The sequence below is a fragment of the Haliea sp. E17 genome, assembly GCF_048323675.1.
GTDB lineage: Bacteria > Pseudomonadota > Gammaproteobacteria > Pseudomonadales > Halieaceae > Mangrovimicrobium.
Window position 1 is genome coordinate 137,394 of sequence record NZ_JBLWFK010000008.1, and the last position, 20,286, is coordinate 157,679.

The 20,286-nt window shown below is 66.1% G+C and carries 17 protein-coding genes; 6 read left to right on the plus strand and 11 right to left on the minus strand.

The features are described 5' to 3' along the window. Positions 1 to 6 precede the first annotated feature (6 nt). The gene (locus ACNKU3_RS19225) at positions 7 to 876 is read right to left on the minus strand and encodes an FAD binding domain-containing protein (protein ID WP_418261189.1); all 870 of its coding nucleotides are present in this window, start codon (positions 874 to 876) and stop codon (positions 7 to 9) included. Between the two features lie 238 nt (positions 877 to 1,114). On the opposite strand from ACNKU3_RS19225, the gene ACNKU3_RS19230 reads away from it, so the two are divergent. From ACNKU3_RS19230 to ACNKU3_RS19250, 5 genes are all read left to right on the plus strand, one after another. Beyond that, positions 1,115 to 3,541 (plus strand): tetratricopeptide repeat protein, encoded by a 2,427-nt coding sequence (locus ACNKU3_RS19230; RefSeq protein ID WP_418261190.1) that lies wholly within the window; start codon positions 1,115 to 1,117, stop codon positions 3,539 to 3,541. 186 nt (positions 3,542 to 3,727) lie between these two features. Beyond that, positions 3,728 to 4,495 (plus strand): methanethiol S-methyltransferase, encoded by a 768-nt coding sequence (gene mddA / locus ACNKU3_RS19235; protein WP_418261191.1) that lies wholly within the window; start codon positions 3,728 to 3,730, stop codon positions 4,493 to 4,495. A gap of 22 nt (positions 4,496 to 4,517) precedes the next feature. Continuing rightward, positions 4,518 to 4,658 (plus strand): hypothetical protein, encoded by a 141-nt coding sequence (locus ACNKU3_RS19240; RefSeq protein ID WP_418261192.1) that lies wholly within the window; start codon positions 4,518 to 4,520, stop codon positions 4,656 to 4,658. A 143-nt stretch (positions 4,659 to 4,801) separates the two neighbouring features. Next, complete coding sequence (locus tag ACNKU3_RS19245; RefSeq protein ID WP_418261193.1) at positions 4,802 to 5,326, plus strand: RNA polymerase sigma factor; 525 nt, start codon at positions 4,802 to 4,804, stop codon at positions 5,324 to 5,326. After that, positions 5,323 to 7,398, plus strand: a complete 2,076-nt coding sequence (locus ACNKU3_RS19250) for a vWA domain-containing protein (RefSeq protein WP_418261194.1) — start codon at positions 5,323 to 5,325, stop codon at positions 7,396 to 7,398. The genes ACNKU3_RS19245 and ACNKU3_RS19250 overlap by 4 nt, the downstream gene beginning before the upstream one ends. Positions 7,399 to 7,470: 72 nt before the next feature. Here the strand turns inward: ACNKU3_RS19250 and ACNKU3_RS19255 are convergent, their stop codons facing one another. Further along, a complete protein-coding gene (locus tag ACNKU3_RS19255) occupies positions 7,471 to 10,086 on the minus strand; it encodes an ExeM/NucH family extracellular endonuclease (RefSeq protein WP_418261195.1) in 2,616 nt (871 codons plus the stop codon). 178 nt (positions 10,087 to 10,264) lie between these two features. Between ACNKU3_RS19255 and ACNKU3_RS19260 the strand changes: the two genes are divergently transcribed. Further along, positions 10,265 to 10,777, plus strand: a complete 513-nt coding sequence (locus ACNKU3_RS19260) for a nuclear transport factor 2 family protein (RefSeq protein WP_418261196.1) — start codon at positions 10,265 to 10,267, stop codon at positions 10,775 to 10,777. Between the two features lie 15 nt (positions 10,778 to 10,792). Here ACNKU3_RS19260 and ACNKU3_RS19265 read toward each other — a convergent pair whose 3' ends face one another. From ACNKU3_RS19265 to ACNKU3_RS19305, 9 genes are all read right to left on the minus strand, one after another. Further along, positions 10,793 to 11,773, minus strand: coding sequence for a PA2778 family cysteine peptidase (locus tag ACNKU3_RS19265; RefSeq protein ID WP_418261197.1), 981 nt, complete (start codon positions 11,771 to 11,773; stop codon positions 10,793 to 10,795). 56 nt (positions 11,774 to 11,829) lie between these two features. Further along, positions 11,830 to 12,219 carry a PA2779 family protein gene (locus ACNKU3_RS19270; protein ID WP_418261198.1) on the minus strand — a complete coding sequence of 130 codons (390 nt, stop codon included), beginning with the start codon at positions 12,217 to 12,219 and terminating at the stop codon, positions 11,830 to 11,832. 73 nt (positions 12,220 to 12,292) lie between these two features. Next, positions 12,293 to 13,354 carry a hypothetical protein gene (locus ACNKU3_RS19275; RefSeq protein ID WP_418261199.1) on the minus strand — a complete coding sequence of 354 codons (1,062 nt, stop codon included), beginning with the start codon at positions 13,352 to 13,354 and terminating at the stop codon, positions 12,293 to 12,295. Next, entirely contained in the window at positions 13,351 to 14,043 is a 693-nt protein-coding gene (locus tag ACNKU3_RS19280) for a hypothetical protein (RefSeq protein ID WP_418261200.1), read from the minus strand. Before ACNKU3_RS19280 ends, ACNKU3_RS19275 begins: the two co-directional genes overlap by 4 nt. Beyond that, positions 14,040 to 16,010 carry a VWA domain-containing protein gene (locus ACNKU3_RS19285; protein ID WP_418261201.1) on the minus strand — a complete coding sequence of 657 codons (1,971 nt, stop codon included), beginning with the start codon at positions 16,008 to 16,010 and terminating at the stop codon, positions 14,040 to 14,042. Before ACNKU3_RS19285 ends, ACNKU3_RS19280 begins: the two co-directional genes overlap by 4 nt. Then, positions 16,007 to 16,573, minus strand: a complete 567-nt coding sequence (locus tag ACNKU3_RS19290; protein ID WP_418261202.1) for a DUF4381 domain-containing protein — start codon at positions 16,571 to 16,573, stop codon at positions 16,007 to 16,009. Before ACNKU3_RS19290 ends, ACNKU3_RS19285 begins: the two co-directional genes overlap by 4 nt. After that, on the minus strand, positions 16,570 to 17,580 hold the full coding sequence (locus tag ACNKU3_RS19295; RefSeq protein WP_418261203.1) for a DUF58 domain-containing protein: 1,011 nt from the start codon (positions 17,578 to 17,580) through the stop codon (positions 16,570 to 16,572). The genes ACNKU3_RS19290 and ACNKU3_RS19295 overlap by 4 nt, the downstream gene beginning before the upstream one ends. Then, positions 17,549 to 18,517 (minus strand): AAA family ATPase, encoded by a 969-nt coding sequence (locus ACNKU3_RS19300; protein ID WP_418261204.1) that lies wholly within the window; start codon positions 18,515 to 18,517, stop codon positions 17,549 to 17,551. Before ACNKU3_RS19300 ends, ACNKU3_RS19295 begins: the two co-directional genes overlap by 32 nt. A gap of 160 nt (positions 18,518 to 18,677) precedes the next feature. Continuing rightward, positions 18,678 to 20,270: an arylsulfatase gene (locus ACNKU3_RS19305; RefSeq protein WP_418261205.1), complete on the minus strand. Its 1,593-nt coding sequence runs from the start codon at positions 20,268 to 20,270 to the stop codon at positions 18,678 to 18,680. Positions 20,271 to 20,286 lie beyond the last annotated feature (16 nt).

The following is a 20,286-nucleotide window of genomic DNA, read 5'->3' on the forward strand; positions in this document are numbered from 1 at the left end:
AGTCTCCTAGGCCTGTGCTTCGATACGTGACTTGGCGATCAGGGCCGCCCGACGGGTAAGCACGCCGACGACCTTCTTGCGGTATTCGACGGTTCCGCGCTTGTCGGTAATCGGCGTGGCGGCGGCACTGGCGGCGGCGGCCGCAGCGTCCAGCGCCGCAGCATCCAGCGTGCTGCCGAGCAGCGCGTCCGCCGCTGCGGGCACCGCGATGGCCCGCGGCCCGACCGCGCCGATGGCGACCTTTGCCGCGGTGCACACGCCCGCGTCGTCCAGGGTCAGGGCGACGGCGGCGCCGGCCACCGCGATATCCATCTCGGTGCGCGGGATGAAGCGCAGGTAGGCATCGCTGCTGCGCGGGGCCGGGCGCGGGAATTCCAGCGCCACCAGGATTTCGTCCGGCGCCAGGCAGTTGCTGCCGGGGCCGGTGTTGAATTCGGCCACCGGCACACGGCGTTCGCCGGCGGCGCCGACGATATGGCAGGCCACGCCATTGACGATCATCGCCGGCACCGAGTCCGCCGCCGGGGAGGCGTTGCACAGGTTGCCGCCGGCGGAGCAGCGGCCCTGAACCTGACTGGAGCCGATCAGCCCGAGGGCCTCGACGAACCCGGGGTACAGTGCCTGCAGTTGCACATTGGCTGTGACCACCGCACCGGGGACGGCGGCACCGAGCACCAGGCCCTGGTCATCCAGGCGCAGTTCAGTGAGTTCGGGGATACGCTTGATGTCAACGATGGTGCCGGGCCGGCGCGCGCCGAGTTTCATCTGCACCAGCAGGTCGGTACCGCCAGCGAGGATCTTGGGCTGCTCGCCGGCAGCGAGCACCTGCGCCGCCTCGGCGAGGGAGGTCGGTGCGGCATAGTGGACTGACGACATTATTATGGGCTCCTGTCGGGAAAAGCGTGGCTGATGCGCAAGTACCGCGAGCGCAAGTACCGCGGGGCGACCTGAGACATTACTCGCTTGGCACCGGGTGTCAACAACGCGGGTTGCAAGCGGGGATTACAGTGCGTTCATCAACAAAAGGCGAGCACCGCGGGGCTGTGCCGCCCTGCCGCAGGGAATTACACTAGGACCGGGACCACGGACAGGCAACAGGGCACTACCTCCCGCTATGACCACGACAGCGAGCCCCGGCGCGGGGACAGTTCAATTCGGCGAATACAGCATCGATGCGGCGTGTCGGGAACTGCGCCGGGCAAACCAGCCGGTGGAAATCCAGCCGCGCGTATTTGACCTGCTGGTCTACCTCGTTGCCCACCGCGACCGCGCCGTGGACAAGGACGAGCTGCAGGAGGCGGTGTGGCCCGGAGTGGTAGTCACCGAGACCGCGCTGACCCGCGCCATCATGAAAGCGCGCAAGGCGGTGGGCGACGACGCCCAGCAGCAGGCCGTCATCCGCACCGTCCACGGCCACGGTTACCGCTTTGTCGCCGAGGTCGCGCCGGCCTCACCGGCAGCGCCTCATCCACATTTCGAACAGCAGCCAGCGCCACCGGCAGCACCCGGGGCAGAAGCAGAAACTCCGGCACCGGCCCCGGCGCTGACTCCGGCGCCACGCAGACACCCGCTGGCCCTGCTTGCGCTCGGCCTGTGCGCAATGCTGGCCATCGGCCTGCTCGGCTGGTGGGCCCTGCGCCCGGCGCCGGCAATCGACGAGCGGGCGCGGGTCGCCGTTCTGCCACTGGTGGATGACACCGGCAACCCGGAACTGGCCTGGACCCGTCTCGGCCTGATGAGCCTGGTCAGCAACCAGCTGTCGGCGGAGGACCGCATCGCGGTGGTGGCTGACGGCAGTGTACTCGGGCTGGCGGAGACCCTGGACTGGCGGGGCGACCTCGCGGCGGAGCGGTCCGCCGAACTGGTCGACAAACTGCGTGAGGTCTACGGCGCGGACTACCTGGTGGCCATGCAGTTGCGCAGCGAAGGCGCCGCCCTGCGCCTGAACCTCAGCCTGCTGGGCCCGGACGACCGCCTGCGCCAGGCGACCATGGTCGGCGACCAGCCGGCGGGACTGGCGCAGGGGGTAGTGCAAAGCCTCTACGGCGACCTGCTGAACGCCCGCGCCCGGCACTTCAATGCCGACCCGGTATCCAGCGACGCCTTTCACAATGAGGCCTTCGCCCGCGGCATGGACCTGTCCCTGCAGGGGCGCTGCGCCGATGCCAACACCTATTTCCGCCTGGTAATGGAGCGCGAGCCGACCCTGTTCGCGCCGCGCTACCAGTACGCCGCCTGTGAGCGCATCCTCGGCCACAACGACGAGGCCGAGCAATTGCTGGATGCACTGGCGAGCGAACTGCGCCCGCAGGGAGCCGACCGCAAACTCGCCCAGGTGTTGATGACCCTGGGCGTCATCTACAACCGCACCGGGCGCCTCGACGACGCCGAGGCCAGCCACCGCGAGGCCCTGCACACCGCCGGCGCCATCGGTGACCGCGAGCTCAGCGGCCGGATCCTGCAGAACCTGTCGATCGTCTACGAGGATCGCGGCGACTTCCAGCAGGCCGAGGAGATGCTCGATCTCGCGGTCCTCGAATACCACGGCGCCGGACGCGAAACCCTGCCCGGCCAGCTCTACTCGGCCCGCGCCAACCTGTGCATGGACCGCGGCGAGCTGGCGGAGGCGCGCGATTACCTGGAACAGGCCCTGCAGTCCTTCCGCGCCAGCGGCGATTTGCGCAGCGAGGCGATGATGCTCAACAACACCGGCTACCTGCTGCGCGAGATGGGCCGCCTGGACGAGGCCGAGGACTACCACCTGCGTTCGCTGGCCCTGCGCGAGGACATCGGCGACCGGGTGGGCGTCGGCCGGGTCTACGGCCAGCTCAGTGCGCTCTACAGCACCCAGGGCAAATACAGTGAGGCCGTCACCGCCGCGAAGTCGGCCCACGCGATCGCCCTGGAGACCCACGACCGCCTGTTCGAGGCCACCTCGCTGGCCCAGTGGGCCACCGCGGAACAGGGGCTGGGCGAGCGGGCTGCGGCCCGCGGCCACCTGCTGCAGGCGCGGGAGATTTTCGCCGACATCCAGGACCGTATGCGGGTGCTGCAGAGCGATCTGCTGCTGGCCCGACTCGACCTCGAGGAAGGGCAGGCGGACGTGGCGGAGCAGGCGGCGGTTCAGATCGAGGCGGCGGCCCGGGAGGCAAACCTCAACCAGCCCGAGGTCGAGGCCATGGCCCTGCTCGGCGAGACCGCCGAGGCCCGCGGCGACCACGCGCTGGCGGTGGAGCGCTACCGGGCGGCGCTGGCCCGGGTCCGCGAGAGCAACTGGGAGGGCAAGGAAGCGGAAATCGTCGCCCACCTGTTGCGCGCCCTGGTCACCACCGGCGACCTGCAGGCGGCCGCGCCGCTGGCCGGGGCACTGGCGGGCTTCGACGCCACCCCCGCCAACCTCTCTGCCCGCGCCAACTATGCCTTCGCCAGCGGTGACAGCACCGCGGCGGTGAACCTGATGGAGCAGGCCAGGGCCCTCGCCGGTACCAATTGGGATGAAAGCGCCGCATCGGAACTCGCCCGGTACCGCCAGTCACCCTGATCCCGGGCCTTTTCACACCCGTATTTTAATTTTTATCCTGTTGATTTTATTAAACTTTTTTCGAGGTCATAAAAAAGTCAGGCAATAGTCAGGCAACGATCAGGACTTGTCGGGAGGCTTCGACCAGAGTGTGCCCCATACCGGTAAGGGAGCCGGTTCAATTCACACTCACTGGAGAATAAAGTCATGCAACGTCTGTTCATATTCCTCTACGGCATACTGTCCTATGCCCTGTTTTTCGTCACCTTCCTGTACGCGATAGGGTTTGTCGGCAACATCTTCGTGCCCAAGTCCATCGATGCCGTACCCCAGGTGCCGCTGCTGCACGCGCTGCTGGTGAACCTCGGCCTGCTGGCCCTGTTCGCGGTCCAGCACAGCCTGATGGCGCGGCCCTTCTTCAAGCGCTGGATCACCCGCTTCATCCCCAAGGCCGCTGAGCGCAGCACCTTCGTGCTGGCCTCCAGCCTCGCCCTGATCGTGCTGTTCATCTTCTGGCAGCCGATGGGTGGTGTGATCTGGTCGGTGGATAACGGTATCGCCCGGGCGCTGCTGCACAGCCTGTTCGGCTTCGGCTGGCTGATCGTGCTGTACAGCACCTTCCTGATCAACCACTTCGACCTGTTCGGCCTGCGCCAGGTCTGGCTCAACCTGCGCGACAAGCCCTACACCCCGCTGATCTTCGGTACCCCGATGCTCTACAGCCTGGTGCGCCACCCGCTCTACCTGGGTTTCCTGCTGGGCTTCTGGGCGACCCCGGTCATGACTGCCGCGCACCTGGTGTTCGCCGTGATGACCACCGCCTACATCCTGATCGCGATCCAGCTGGAAGAGCGCGACCTGATCGCGGAGCACCCGGAGTACGCCGACTACCGTCGCAGTGTGCCGATGATCGTCCCCTTCCTCGGCCGTCGCAAGCTGCGCCAGGCCTCCGCCCTGCGCGGCGAAACCGCCTGATCCGGGTTCGGGGGATAGCGTCGTGTCCATCGTATTACAGCGCCGGCCGCTGCAGCTGCCGGCCTGGTTGAGCCGCCTCGGCGTGGCCGGTTTCCTGTTCTTCCTCGCCAAGGGCCTGCTCTGGCTGGCCCTGCCCTGGGTCGCAGCCCTGCTGCTGACCTGATTCTCACGGCGCTCCGCCAACACGGCGGGGCGCCGACTTCCCTCCCCCGGCCCCTGGCCCGACTTTCTGCAATTTTTCCGGCGACCCCGCCAAGGATTCGCGCCTAAGCTTCGTCCTACAGTGGAACAGTGCACGGGCCGGACATGACTACCGACCTCGAGGAGACAATCAAGCGCGCCCAGCGCGGCGACCGGAACGCCTTCAGCCAGTTGGTGGAGGGGCACTATGCCGCCATGTTCCGCTTCGCCATGCAGTACTGCGGCAATCGCGAGGATGCCGAAGACGTGACCCAGCAGGCCTGCGTCAAGCTGGCCCGCGCCCTCGACCAGTTCCGCTTCCAGTCCGCCTTCAGCAGCTGGCTCTACCGCCTGGTGATCAATTGCGCCCGGGACAACTACCGCGCGCGCGGCCAACAGGCCGTCGCGGAGCCCGCGGACCTGCCCGCGCCCGGCAGCGCAGAATCGGGCATCCTGCTGGGCCAGGTACTGGCGCTGGTAGAACAGATGGGTGAGGGTTTTCGCGAAGCCCTGGTGCTGGTCCACGGCGAGGGCCTGAGCCACGCCGAGGCGGCCGCGGTACTGGAGGTGAAGGAATCCACCGTGTCCTGGCGCCTGCATGAAATTCGCAAACGGCTGCGCGAGCACGCGTCGCCGGGAGTTGATGTATGAACGATGACGAACTGAAAGCCCTGTTCGATACCGGTGACGCGGAGCCCCGCAAAGCGGCGCAACAGGCCGCACTGGCGGCAGCGCTGCAGGCCTTCGATGCCGCCCAGGCGGAAAAAAACGCCGACGCCGGCCAAGGATTCGCCGCCGGGCCGCGTCTCACCCCCGAGAGACAATCACTCGGGAGAAAAATCATGAACGTACTGACCGCGCAATCACCCTTTCAACGCTGGGCTTACAGCGGCATGGCTAGCGCCGCCGTGCTGATCCTGGGCGTCTTCCTCGCCCTGCAGCTACCCCGGGACCAGCAGCCAGTGAGGGTGCCAACCAGCGACACGGCAGCCGAACCGGAAGCCGCTCACCCGATACCCGGCAAACAGGCCGAGACCAGGGAGATCATCGTCACTGCCCCCCGACCCGCTCCGGCAGCAGTCGCCCGTGAACAGGATGTGGTGGCCGATGCCATCGGCGGGGGCGCGGCGGCGCAGGTCATCCTGCTCGAAGAGAGCGTTGCGGCACGCGACAGTAGAGCCACGGTCGCCGCGGCGGCGGCCGCGCCACAAACCCGGTTAAGTGGCCGCGCCATGGAAGCCAAATTCGCAGCCAACTCGCAGCCGGCCTCGCTGGACGACAGTGCGAGCTCGCCGTTCTACCAGGACCGCGGCCGCGACCGCTTCGAAAAAATCGACAGCAACCCGGTGAAACGCGTGGCCGCGGAACCGGTCTCGACCTTCTCCATCGACGTCGATACCGCCGCCTACAGTTTCATTCGCCGCCAGCTGAACGGCGGCGTGCTGCCGCAAAAGGCCGCGGTGCGCATCGAGGAAATGGTCAACTACTTCCCCTACGACTACCCGCTGCCGCAGGACCGCGGCCAGCCCTTCAGCACCGATATCGCGGTGATCGACGCGCCCTGGAAGGCCGGCAACAAGCTGGTCCGTATCGGTATCCAGGGCTACGAACTGCAGGGCGCTCAACCGCGCAGCAATCTGGTCTTCCTGCTCGACGTCTCCGGCTCCATGAACAGCCCGGACAAGCTGCCGCTGGTGAAGCAGTCGATGAACTTGCTGCTGTCGCGCCTGCAACCGGAAGACACCGTGTCCATCGTGGTCTACGCCGGTGCCGCGGGCAGTGTGCTGGAACCGACCCCGGTGCGCGACAAGCAGAAAATCCTCGACGCCCTCAACCGCCTGCAGGCCGGCGGTTCCACCGCCGGCGGTGCCGGCATCCAGCTGGCCTACCAGCAGGCGCAAGCGAGCTTTGTCGAGGGTGGCGTCAACCGCATCATCCTGGCCACCGACGGCGACTTCAACGTCGGCATCAATGATCGCGAGGAGTTGCAGGGCTTCATCGAGCGCAAGCGCGAATCCGGGGTCTACCTCTCGGTGCTGGGCTTTGGCCAGGGCAACTACAACGACGCCCTGATGCAGGCGCTGGCGCAGAACGGCAACGGCGTGGCCGCCTACATCGATACCCTGGGTGAAGCGCAGAAGGTGTTGGTGGACGAGGCCACCTCCGCCCTCTTCCCGATCGCCAGGGACGTGAAGATCCAGGTCGAGTTCAACCCGGCGACGGTCAGCGAGTACCGCCTGCTGGGCTACGAGAGCCGCATCCTCGCGGAGGAGGACTTCAACAACGACGCGGTGGACGCGGGCGACATCGGCGCCGGCCATCGGGTGACCGCGCTGTACGAGATCACCCCCGCCGGCCAGGCCAGCGGCGTGTTCTCCGAATCCCGCTATGTCCAGCCGGCGCAATCAGGGAGCGCTGCCCGGGCCTCGGAGTACGGCTACCTGAAACTGCGTTACAAGCTGCCGGATGAGGCTGTATCGAAACTGCTCAGCCAGCCCATTGCCATCGGTGACAGCAGCGACGCCACCAGCCTGCGGGAGACCCGCTTTGCCGCGGCGGTCGCCGGCTTCGGGGAACTGCTGCGCGGCGGCAAATACAGCGGCGGCTGGGACTATGCCGATGCCCTGGCCCTGGCCCAGGCCAATCGCGGCGACGACCCCTACGGGTACCGCAGCGAGTTCGTGCAACTGGTACGCAAGGCGGAAACCGCCAGCGGCATGTAAAAAAATCCCGCGCGACAATCCCTGTCGCGCGGGGATCATCCCGGCAGCGTCGCTGCCGCCAACCTTCCTTTCCTAGCGTTGACCTGCCGTGTAGAGCACACATTCCCGCTGGTGTTCGAAGACACTGCCATCCGCGCGGCGCAGAGTGCGCCAGTTGAAGCGCGCGCAATCCGCCGGCGATTCCGGGTACAGGAACAGGCTCAACCCGACGACCACCGGGTCGTGGTCGGAACTGCGGAACTCGTCGGGCGCGAACAGCGCAGCCTGTGCCGGTTTCTTGAAGCTGGTGTCGTAATCGATGAGGTCCGGTTCGTCGGCATTGATATGCCAGGTCGCCGCGCCGGCTACCTGCAGGGCCAGCGGTGCGCTGGCCAGCGCATGGTCGAGGTAGCCGACCTGGCCATCGAAGACGTAGCTGTAAGCGAGTTCACCTTCAAAGGCCGCCAGCAAGTCGCTATAACCCGCTTCAGCGAGGGCCGTGATCGGGTCTTCCTTGTCGTAGGAGTTCAGGTCGCCGAGGATCAGGAAGTCCGGGTCGCCGGAAGCGGTGGGGTCGGTCGCCAGCCACTGCGCCAGCACCTGTGCCGCGTTGCTACGGGTGATGTTGCAATTGCCCTGGCCGTCGCCGATATCCGGGTCGCCGAGATCGTTGCAGTCCGAGCCCTTGGATTTGAAGTGGTTGACGACGGCAGTGACCACGCCGCCACTGGCCGCGGCAAAGGTTTGCGCCAGCGCGGGCCGGTTTTTCGTATCGATATAGCTGCCGTCGAAGTTGCTGTCGAGAATGGCGGGATCGCCCTGGGGCGTGGCCAGGGCCGGCTGGTAAATAAAGCCGACGCGGATGGCATCGCTGCCGATAACGTCGCTTTCGATCGCGGCCCAGGTGCCAGCGCCGGCGACAGCGTTGAGGCCCGCCACCAGGTCGTCGATGGCGGCGCCGCTGTTTTCCAACTCGACCAGACCGATAACAGCTGCGTCGAGTTTGGCCAGCGCGGCGATGATCTTGCTGCGCTGCCGCTCGAACTCATCTGCGTTGTCTGCCCCGCGACAGTCCATATCGCCGCTGGGCCCACAGATGGGACCGAGGTTATCGAGGGTGGTGAAGTAGTTGAGCACGTTGAACGCCGCCACCCTGAACTCGCCACCGACCGCCGGCGCCGACGCCGGCCGCGGGTTGGCGGCTGTGTAGCTCGCACCCTGGGTCGGCTGCACCCGGTAAAGGTCGAAGGCGTAGTGCATCACCCCGCTGGTGCCGGTCAGCAGGTCGCCGCCGCGGAAGCGGTTGTCGAGCGTGAACTCGCCGCCGTTGGGGTGCCGGGCCGGGTCCGGATTGGAAGCGGTGCGTCCGTCGTCGAGGGTGATCCGCGAGCGGGCGTTGAGGTCCGCGCGCTCGAAGTAACCGGCGGAATTGGGCTGTTCCACCGCAGTGGGGGTCATCGCCCGCGCCTCCCCGGCAAGCGGCTGCGCCAGTACGATTTCCCCGAAGCGATCGAAGTTGTAGTACTCGCTGATCACCAGGGACTGGGGCAGGACCACCCGCATGCCTTCCACGGCCTCGAAGTCGGCGATATCTGCGACCGGCAGCAGCAGTTCCGTCGCGGCGGGCAGCGCAACCCCCGACGCCAGTACCTCGACCGCGCTGGCGGTGACTTCGGTCAGGCCGTTGAACTCGGAGACCACCCCGGTGACGCGTACCCGGTCGCCGACGCTGACATCCACGGCGCCGCCGGGGTAGTAGACGAAGATGCCCTCGGAGGTGGCGCTGTCGCCATCTGCATCGGTATCTTCTTCCTGCAGGAAGAAGCCGTTGAGCTCGCCGTCGTCGGCCATGCCGTTATTCTGGAAGTCGCCTACCACCACGGCTTCCAGGACCAGTTCAATACCCTGCAGGGGCGAAGCCTCACCCGCGCCCTGGACCGCGTGGATCAGGGTCAGTTCGGGCTCGGGTTCCGGCGGCGGCGGCACGAGTTCATCCTCGAAACCGCTGAGGACGACCAGGTCCTGGAAGGCGAAGGCTTCCGAACCGCCATCGGTGTTGGCGGCCAGTGTCAGTTTCAGCGTATTGCCCGTGCCGGCGACGGGCGCGCGCAGGGCCAGCAGCTGGTTGCTCAGCGTTACGCCACTGACTGTCATCGGGTCATCGATGGTCACTGACTTGCCGCTGGCGAGGACATAGGTCAGGCTGGCAGCCTCATCGGCACTGCCAGTGAACAGCACCTGCTCCGCGCCACCGTCGATGGAGGCGCGCCACACAAACACATCAACGGCTTCAAAATCCCCCATCGCACCCATGCCGATGGAGACTCCGAGGTCGCTGGCCCCGCTGATATCAAACTCCCAGCTGGCGAGTACATCGCCGGACGCATTGTCGCCGTTCACCGTGTCGGTGATGCCGAAAAATTCGTCGAGATTGCTCTCGTCTATGATACCCAGGGCATCAGCCGAAAAACTAACGGTGTCGTCCAGAACGGAGAACGGTATCGAGCCCGAAACCCCGCGCCGGTATTTCTCAGCGCCGTCACCCGCGTTGCTGAACGCACCGGCGAATGTGTTGGTGTGGTCATTCAGGCGACCGCTGGTGCTATCCACCATATCCCAGGCCAGCGCTGTTTCCTGCGCCGCGGCGGGTAGAACGGGAAACAGGATGGCGGCGAGGGCCGCGCTCAGGTAGCGGGGACTGTAAGGCATGGGATCGACTCCGGGAAAAGGGAAGTCCCCCACGCTACGGAGCCGCGGTGACGGGAATATGAACGCGGTGTGTTGATTTAATGGCATTTGCCTTACAGACTCGGGCTGCCGCAGTGGCACGGCCACCGGCCGCTCATCCGCCGCGGCGCAATTTGCCCACAACGTGGAAACAATAACGATGCGAAAACAAACCGCGTATCTTTGCCGCCTCGCCAGTTGCATTGCCCTGCTGTCCCTCCTGCCGCAGACACTGGCCGCGGAAACCGTCGCAGAAAATAACAGGGAAACCACCATGACCGATACTGTCGAACTCACCCGCGCCTGGCTGGAGCATTTTCCGGAGGGCAATTTTGACGCCTTCCCCGGCGCAATCGCGGAAGATTTCCTGCTGCGCCTGCCCTTCATGCCCGCCGGGGTGCCCACCGATTACCGCGGCCGGGAGACGGCACAGGCGGTGCTCAAAGGCAGCGCCGAGGGGCGCAGCCCGCTGGTGTTCAGCGAGGTCCGCATCCTGCGCACCGAGGACCCGGAACTGGTGATGACCACCGCCAGGGGGCAGGCGACCATGAACAGCGGCAAGCTCTATGAAAACGAGTACATCATGCTGACGCGCATTCGCGACGGCGTCGTGCTGGAGCACATCGAGTACCTCAACCCGCTGGCGGTGATCGCCTCCATGGGGAGCGACTGAAGCCGGCGCCGAAGCTTACGGCGATTCCCGTCCGGCGCGGCTGGCCCGGGCTTCCGCGAGAGTCTGTTCCAGGTAGGGATTGCTGCCACCGGCCACCGCCAGCCCGGCGCTGGCGGTGGCGATAGCGCCCTCGGTATCGCCCAGTTCCACCTGCAGGCTGGCGAGGTTGTTGTAGCCCGGCAGGTAATCGGGAAAACGCTCGACAATACCCCGGTAAGCCGCCAGTGCCGCCTCGCTGTCTCCGCGCCGGTAGTACAGGTTGGCGAGCCCCAGGGCGAGGTCCGGGCGCTGCGGCCAGGTCGAGACTCCCGCCGTCCACACCGCCTGCATGGCGGTCGCGGGCTGGCTCTCCTCGAGATCCGCAGCGGCATGGAAATAGCGGTCGGGATCATCCCGGTAAGGCAATTCACCGGGTTTTAGGGTAACCAGCCCCCAATAGCTGGAGCGCGCCCAGGTCAGTTCGAACGTGGCCATACTCACATGGTAATTTTCAGTGACGCCGGTGTGCAGGATCATTTTCCGGGCGTCGAGGTCGTAGCCGATTACGACCGCGTAATGCCAGACCGGGTACCAGTCCGTCCCGAGGTTCTGCAGCACCAGCACCGGTTCGCCGGCGTCCAGCCAGCCCAGCAGGCTCGCCATGGTGGGCGTCACCGTCAGCGCGAGCCGACCCTGGGCGCGTGTCGCGGCGAGCATTTCCACCTGGAAGGAACCCTTGCGGGCGGGCACGTAAACCGCGGAGACCAGTGCCTCCGGCGCGATGCCTATACCGCTGTGCTGCAGAGTCATCGCCAGCGCCGCGGGACCGCACTGGTAGGCGTCCTGGGCGAAGAAGGGAACATCCGCCAGGCGGACCTGTGGCGCCAGTTGCGCCGGTCGCTCCCGCAGCAGGGCGGTGGTCTGCGGCGCGTTGACGCAGGCGGTCAACAGTCCGGCAAGCAACACCAGCAACAGGGGCCCGGTGCAGCGCCCGGCAGCTTTTCGCAGTCTGTTCATGGGTGGGGGGAAATACCCCGGCACCGTTTGTCCAGTGCCGGGGAAGCGCTTGCAGATCAGAGTTTGGGGAAGATATCGATAACGCCGGCAACTTCCAGCAGGATGAGAATCAGCAGTACCAGTACCACGGTACCCAGCACGCCACTACCGGCCGGCAGGGCATCCAGCTGGCCGTTGACCTGGGCGATTTCCGCGCTGGTCAGGCTGTTGATGCGGTCGCTGACGGTGTCCGGGCTCACCCCCATCTCGACCAGTTGGGCGCGCACGTCATCGCGCATCACGCGCTGGTGCAACTGGTCGCGCTCCGCCTGCAGGCTGCCCTGGGCGGCAATCTGCTGGGTGCTCAACATGGCGGCGTAGGCCGGCGCCTGGAGACCGACAGTGGTGAAGGTCAACAACAACATCATGACGATAAAACGCTTGGCGGATCCGGTGTGCATGTTCATAGGTAACTCCTTTTTCTGTGAAGAACATCGCCGGTAGCTTAACAAACCTGCCCGCCTGTCCCGAGGTAGTATTTCATAAACATTTTCGGGAACTCACCGAATCCCCACCGCTGCCGGGGTTCAGCGGCTGCAGGCGCAGCGGACGCAGGGGTGCGCTAATCCTGCCTAGCCAGTACCCGATGCTCCTGCGGACGCGACCCGCAAGCAGCGATGCCAGCGCCAGGCCGGCCAGCGCCAGTAGCGCCCAGGCAACAGTGTCGCGACCGGATACCTCGCCTGCGCTTGAGACAGTGCCGGAGGCCATGGCGGGGTTGGGTATGACGGCGAAACTCCTGGCAGCGAAGTCCCTGCTGCGAACCTCGCCACTGTCAGGATCAAACCAGCTGAAGGTGACCGCCGGAATCGTGTACTGTCCCGGTGCCGCGGTGACATAGGTGAGGGTATCCCGGCGCTCGCCGACAAAGCCGCCGCGCGCATCGCTGTGATCCTCGACCCGTGGCTTGCTGTATACCCTGATCCCCTCGATCGGCGCCGTCGGGAACGGCGGAAAAATCATCCCCGGCAGGTCCGGCGCCGAGAATGTGATAGTGCGCGTATAGGCCGACCCCGCCTCCACCGGGCTGCTCCCCGGCTCCGGTTCCCAGTGCTCGTTCACCGCGAGGTCGCGCGCACTGATCAGCGTACCCATGCCCGCGGTACCCGGCGGTTGCTCGACATCCAGCACGACGGCCTGAGTGCTCACCGCTGCGGCAATGCTTTTCGTATCCAGGGGATTGGCCTTGTAGGCGAAACGCACGGTGATCGGCGCGATGGTCTGCTGCCCCGCCCGCATCGGCCAGGCCCGCAATTCGTGTTGCTGGGTGGTGTAGGTAATGCCGTCGACAGTCCGGTTGCCGATAACCGGACGCTCGGTAGGCCGCATCAGGATCACCCCCGCCGGGTCCGGCAGGTCGAAGGTGGCCGCACTGTCAAAGTATCCCGGCGCCATCAACTCCACCACCAGGGTCACCTGCTGGCCGGCCCACAGGGGTTTGCCGGCCGCGACCCGTATCCCGACACCCGGCTCCTGCGCCAGCGCCAGCGCCTGCATACCACAGGCCAGGGCGAGTACCAGGCAACACAGGCGGCGGATCACGGCTGCTCCCCCGCCGCTTCCGGCGCGGCCCCGGCTTCGCCGGCTTCCCGGTGGGCCGCCTGGTAGGCGAACTTGGCGCGCAGGAAATCCCCCGGTGTTGTTTGCACCCGGCGCAGCCAGCTGGCGCGCAGGGCCTCGTCGGAGAGCGACTGCTGGTTCATGTCCTGCGGCTTGCCCGCCTTGTCTTCGCCCTTCTGGTCGAACACGGTGTCGTCCGGTTTGTAGGCATCGGCGGATTCCTGTTCGCGCTCCCTGCCGGCATTGTCGATCAGGGCCTTCCGCGCGCGGGCGAGGGCCATATTGTCAGCGGCAGCCTGCCAGCCCGGGCGGAAGCCCAGGGCCTGCTGGTAACTGGCGATGGCCTCCTCGTAGGCGCCGTGCATGAGCTGGGCGTTGCCGCGGTTAAATGCACCGACGGCGCCGGGTACCCGGGCAAAGGTAGCGGCCGCCGCCTTGAAGTCGCCGTCGCGGTACTGGGCGGTACCGATCCGCCAGGGGTCCTGGTAGGTTTGCGCCGCGCTCCGGAACTGCTGCTGCACCATCAGCCGGTCGCCGCGCCGCGCCGGGTTCATCCAGAAATCGGGATTCGACCAGCTGCCGTAGGCCAGCCAAGCGATGACCAGCGACAACAGCGCGGAGAGCAGGACATGCCTGCCGCGCAGTCTCGCCGTCCTGACCGCGGCGCTCACGCGCGCCCCCCGGCCAGCGGTACCAGCCAGCCGCGACGGAAAAATACCAGCAGCATCAGGGCCAGCAGCGGGGTCAGCCAGTAACCGCTCTCCGCCCAGCGGGTGTCCGAATCACCGGCCTGGACCGGCGCGAAACGCGCGGCGGTGGCGAGCGCAGCCACGTCGGAGTCATCGGCTGCCAGTTGCACGGTGTCCGCCCGCACCGCTCGACCCATGGATTTCACGGCATCCAGTTCAGTGCCCCGCAGCAGGGGAGGCCACAGCCGGACCTCGCTGGAAGAGGCCTTGCGCCAGCGGCGCAGCGCGTCGGCCGCGCCGGGGCTGATCGCATCCGCAATCCAGAGAATGGAACCGCCCCCCGCCTGGGCCAGCGCCAGGTCGGCGAGCTGCAGGGCCTCGGCAGCGGCATCGCCTTCCACCGGCATCAGCGCGGGATCGAGCGCAGCGGCGAAGGTATCGATGATGCCGGCATCGGCGGTCGCCGGCATCACCAGGTGGGCGGAACCCGCGTAGGCGATCAGCGCGCTTTTCGCGCTGCCGCGGGCCGCCAGCAGGTCGTGTATTTTCTGGGTGGCGCGCTGCAGGCGGCTGGGCTGGATGTCTTCCGTCAGCATCGAAGGCGTTACCTTGACGACAATCGCCAGCGGCGCCGTGTCCTCGGCGAATGCCGAGGGCATGCGCTTCCAGCTCGGGCCGGCAATGGCGACAATCGCCAGCAACCAGCACAGGCCGATCCAGGACAGCGGCCCGAGGCGGCGGCCAGCACTGGCGTCGCGCCAGAGCAGGCGCAGCAGGTGGGGTGCGACAATCCCCCGCCAGGCGCGCTCCTCCTGGCCTATCCGGCGCAGGCGCCACCAGAGCAGGCCCGCGGGCAACAGCGCCAGCAACCAGCCCGGGCGCACAAAGTGAAAGGCCAGCAGGGCCGTGCCCAGCAGCGCTGGTGAAAAACCCGCTACGCCCTCGACCAGGCGCTTCTCCCGCCCGGGTAGCAAGAGTCCCCGCAGCAGCATACCGACGGCAAAGTAGGCCATCGATACCACCAGCGCCGCGGCCAGGGGCCACCAGTAGACATCGCGCCGCGGCCGGTGCGAGATTGTCTGCACCTTGCGTGTTTCGAGCTGGTCCAGCTGGTCGTAGATGGCCTGCAGCTGGCTGCGGTCCGTCGCGTGCGAGTAGATGCCACCGGTAGCGGAAGCCACCTGCTGCAGGGTTTTCTCATCCAGGGCATCCTCGCCCGCCGAACGGGGATCGCCCACCGCCACGCTGTGGATGACAATGCCCTTGTCCCTGGCAATCTGTGCCGCCTTGTCCGGTGGCACCTGGCTGGCGGTATCGTTGCCATCGGTCAGGGCGATCAACACCCGTTCGCGCACCGTGCTGCGCTCGAATACGGTAATCGCCAGCCCCAGGGCATCGCCGAAGGCGGTCTGCGGTCCGGCCATGCGTACCTGGGCTTCGTCCAGCAGTTGCCTGACGACGTCCAGGTCCTCGGTGAATGGCGCCTGCACAAACGCCGCGCTGCCAAACAGGATCAGCCCGACCCGGTCGCCCTGCCGCCGCGCGAGGAAATCATCCAGCACTTCCTTGACCGCGGTGAGTCGATCGACCTGCCTGCCCTGCGCATCGGTAAAGTCGCGGGTTTCCATCGACCCGGAAAGGTCCACCGCCAGCAGCATGTCGCGCACCGGGATCTCCTTGCTCACCGGCGGCTCCACCAATTGCGGCCGCGCCAGCGCCAGCACCGCGCAACACCAGCAAAAACACACCACCAGGAGACGCCACAGGCCACTGCGCGCCACCACCGCGCCGCTGCCGGGCGCGCTGCCGGCCGCCGCAGCGAGCCGTGGCAGGAAAGGCACCTGCAAGCCGCCGCGACGCACCCGGTGGGGCGGCACCAGCCACCAGACCAGCAGTGGCAGGGGCAGGCAAAGCAGCCACCAGGGCTGGGCGATCGCGAGGTTGCTCACGCCACGTCCTCCAGTACCGGCTCCGGGTCTCCCGCCCGGGTGGCAGCCCGGCCGGCCGGCTCCGCGGCTGACTCCGGCAACACCCGGTGGTGCCTGATCCAGTGCCGCAACTGGCTCTCCAGCAGCGCCAGGTCCTGCGCCGCAAGCGCGTTCCCGGCGATACCGTAGTTCACGGCCTCCATCAGCGCCCCGGTCCCCGCGGCGAACCGGGTACCGCCGGTACGGTCGAGGAATGCAAACCACGCCTCACCGCTCAGCGTCGCCACCCGGGTCCGTGGGAAGGCGGTCAGGGCCACCCGTTTCAGCAGCACCGACATATGCGCCACCACCTCCCCGGCGTCGTCACCGCGTTCACCACGCTTGCGCAGGGCGGCCAGTTCCGCCAGGGCCTCGCGGCGGTAGTGATTGCCCTGCCAGCGGATAAAACCGCGCAGTAAGGCCAGTGCCGCCAGCGCTGCGAGTACACCAAGAAGAATCTGCCAGCCAGGCGCCGGCGGCCACCAGGGCGCGGCAGCGGGCGCGACTATATCGTGCAGCCGGTCGAGGCTCGTGCTATCGCTCATCGGTGCAGCGCGCCGATGCGCCGGCGCACCTGTTCGGCGACATCCTCGGCGGTGTTGAGCGGGATCACGGGAATCTGCCGGTGCAGCAGGAAGCGGCGCCCGTCGGCGCGGGTGTCGGCAAATTCATCACGGTAGCGATCACGCAATCCGCGCTGGCCGGTATCGACTTCCAGTTGCTCGGTACCACCGGCAAACACCAGGGGGCCCGCGGTGGGCAACTCTGCTTCCAGCGCGTCGTGAACAAAGCCGAAGAGCAGGTCATTGTGCGCGGCGATACGGTTCAGCAGGCGCCGGGATTCCTCGTCCTGGCCACTGCAGTCACTGATGACATTGATCAGGCAGTCATGCTTCGCCAATTGGTCACAGCGGCGCAGGACCTCATTGAGCATGGCGGGATTGCTGCCGCTACAACTATCAATAGTGAGGGCGCGGTTCTGGCTCACGATGGCCTGCAGGATACGCATTACCGCGTTGCGGCTACGCTGGGGACGGATTTCCACGATGTCCGTGTCGTTGAATACCAGGGCGCCGACCCGGTCCTGCTGTTCCAGCACCCGCCAGGCAGCCAGCGCCGCGGCTTCCGCTGCGGTGACCGATTTCATGCGCTTCACGCTGCCGAAAAACATGGCGGCGCGCTGGTCGACCAGCAGCAAGGTAGTGCGCTCGCGTTCCTCGGTATAAACGCGGCTGTGGGTTTTGCGGGTTCGCGCGGTGATTTTCCAGTCGATCTGGCGAATGTCGTCACCGGCCTGGTAGCGGCGAATCTCCTCGAAGTTGAGGCCGCGGCCGCGCAGGCGCGAAGCGTGCCGCCCCGCCAACAGCGAATGCACCGGTTGCCGCGGCAGGTAGCTGAAGCCCCGGGCGCGGGAACGCATGGCCACCAGGGCTTCCAGACTGGTATACGCCCCTTCGGCGGCATCCTCTGCCGGCGGCCGGGCAGGGCTGCCCGCCTGGCGGGCCTGTAACTCCCGCTGCTTAAGCGACTGCGACTTGTTGAAGAACTTCATCCAGCACCGCGTCCCTGGTTACGCCTTCGGCCTCTGCTTCATAGCTCAGTATCAGGCGATGGCGCAGGCAGGCATGGACCACCGCCTTGACGTCATCGGGTGTCACCGCAGTGCGCCCGTCGAGCCAGGCCCAGGCCCGGGAGGCGCGGTCCAGGGCCAGGGTGCCGCGCGGGCTGGCGCCGACACTGAGCCACTGGGCCAGCGGGGACCCGGCGTATTCCGTGGGGCGCCGGGTCGCCGCGATCAGCGCAACCATGTAGCGCTCCACCGGATCGGCAACGGTAACCGCCAGCACCTCCCGACGCGCGTCGAGTACGGCGCTGGCGGGAATCACCCCCTTGTCACCGGCACCGTGGCCGGCGTCTTCCCCGCGCACCAGCCGGAGTATTTTCTGCTCGTCGGCGTCACTCGCGTAGTCGACGAACACGTGCAGCAGGAAGCGGTCCATCTGCGCTTCGGGCAGCGGGTAGGTGCCCTCCTGCTCGATCGGGTTCTGGGTTGCCAGTACCAGGAACAGTTCCGGCAGGCGGTGGGTGTTGCCGGCAACGGTCACCTGCCGCTCCTCCATGGCCTCCAGCAGCGCTGACTGGGCCTTGGCCGGTGCGCGGTTGATTTCGTCGGCGAGCACCAGGTTGCCGAAGATCGGCCCGGGCTGGAACTGGAACTTGTCGTCCCGGGCCTCGGCGATATAGATCTCGGTACCGGTGATGTCACTGGGCAGCAGGTCCGGGGTGAACTGGATACGGCTGAACTCGCTCTCCAGGTTGGCGGCGAGGGTCTTGATAGTGCGGGTCTTGGCGAGGCCCGGAAGTCCTTCCAGCAGCACGTGGCCGTTGGCCAGCAGGGCGACGAGAAGGTTATTGATGACGGCATCCTGGCCGATGATGCCTGCGGCCAGCCGGTCGCGAAGCTCGAGAATCTGTTGCCGTGTACTCATGGGACGTCCGTTGGCGGTATTGATGTCAGCGCGGTATTGCGGGCTGTGGCATACAGCATAGATGAATTTGATTTGCTTCGAGAGCGGAGGCCAACAAAAAAAGGGGTACGTTGTACCCCTTCTCATTGCGTGAAAGCGCTTGAAGTTGATCAGGCGTGCATCAACGCGGCTTCATCCCTTCCAGTTCGTTCAGGCGCTTCAGGGCGTCCTGCTGCCGCAGCAGGCCGTAGTTGATACCGGCCGCGTTCAGCGAAGACCCGGTCTGGTAAGGGTAGTCGGTGAAGTCCTTGAAGAAATCCTTGATCACACTCTGGATAGGCACCAGCAGCCACATCTGTCGGGCGTACCAGTCGAGGTACTGGCCACCTTCGTGGGCTGCCTTTTCATAGGGGTCCATGCGCAGGTTGGTAATGCCCGCCCAGGAAGTGACCTTGCGGCTACCCATGGCGATATTGCCGTCCTGGACGGCGAAACTGAGCTTCCAGTCGTTCCAGCGGACGGCGTTCAGGTTACCGCCCTGATCGAAGTACATGATGCGGTCGCGGGGGCCTTTCTCCGCCTGTGCTGTCAGGTAGGGCAGGAAATCGTAACCGTCCAGCTTGACCTTGAATTTCTTGCCGTTCAGGCGGGTACCCTTGGAGAGGTCCCCCTTCACGTGGTCATTGCCCGCAACGGAAAGCAGGGTCGGGAACCAGTCGAGGTTGGAGATGATCTCGTTGGACACGATGCCGGGCTTGATGTGCCCGGGCCAGCGCACCATCATCGGCACGCGGAAGCCACCCTCCCAGGTGGTGCCCTTCTCGCTGGCGAACATGGTCATGGCGCCGTCCGGCCACAGGGCGATCTCGGCGCCATTGTCGGTGCTGTAGACCACAATGGTATTGTCGGCGACACCCAGCTCATCCAGCAGGTCGAGCAACTGGCCCACGTGGCCGTCGTGTTCCACCATGCCGTCCGCGTGGATGCCCTTGCCGGTGACCCCGTAGGACTCCGGCTTCAGGTGAGTGAATACGTGCATGCGGGTGGAGTTGAACCAGGTGAAGAAGGGCTTGTCGGCTTTCACCTGGCGCTGGATGAAATCCTTGGCGGCGGCCAGGAATTCCTCATCCACGGTTTCCATGCGCTTGGTGTTGAGCGGGCCGGTATCCTCGATCCGGCCGTCGGCGAAGGACTTGATCACACCGCGGGGACCGTATTTTTTCTTGAACTCCGGGTCCTTCGGATAGAAATATCCCTCCGGCTCTTCCTCCGCGTTCAGGTGGTAGAGGTTGCCGAAGAACTCGTCGAAACCGTGGTTGGTCGGGAGGTGCTGATCGCGGTCGCCGAGGTGATTCTTGCCGAACTGGCCGGTGGCGTAACCCTGGTCTTTCAGGGCGTCGGCGATGGTCGGCATCCAATCGGTGATCCCGTGGGGATCGCCGGGCATGCCAATAGTCAGCAGGCCGGCGCGGAAGGGTTCCTGGCCGACAATAAAGCTGGTGCGCCCCGCGGTACAGCTCTGCTGGCCGTAGGCGTCGGTAAACAGCATGCCCTCATTGGCAATGCGGTCTATGTTGGGGGTGCGGTAACCCATCAGGCCCTGGGTATAGGCGCTGATCTGCGGGATGCCGATATCGTCCCCCCAGATCACCAGGATGTTGGGTTTTTTTGCCTGTGCCTGTACTCCCAATGGCACAAGGATAGCCACGGTAAACAGTATCAGGGTGGATCGCAGTTTGCGTCGCCAGTGGGTAAGAGGTCTGCTGGTATTCATCACTGAACTCCCGGTT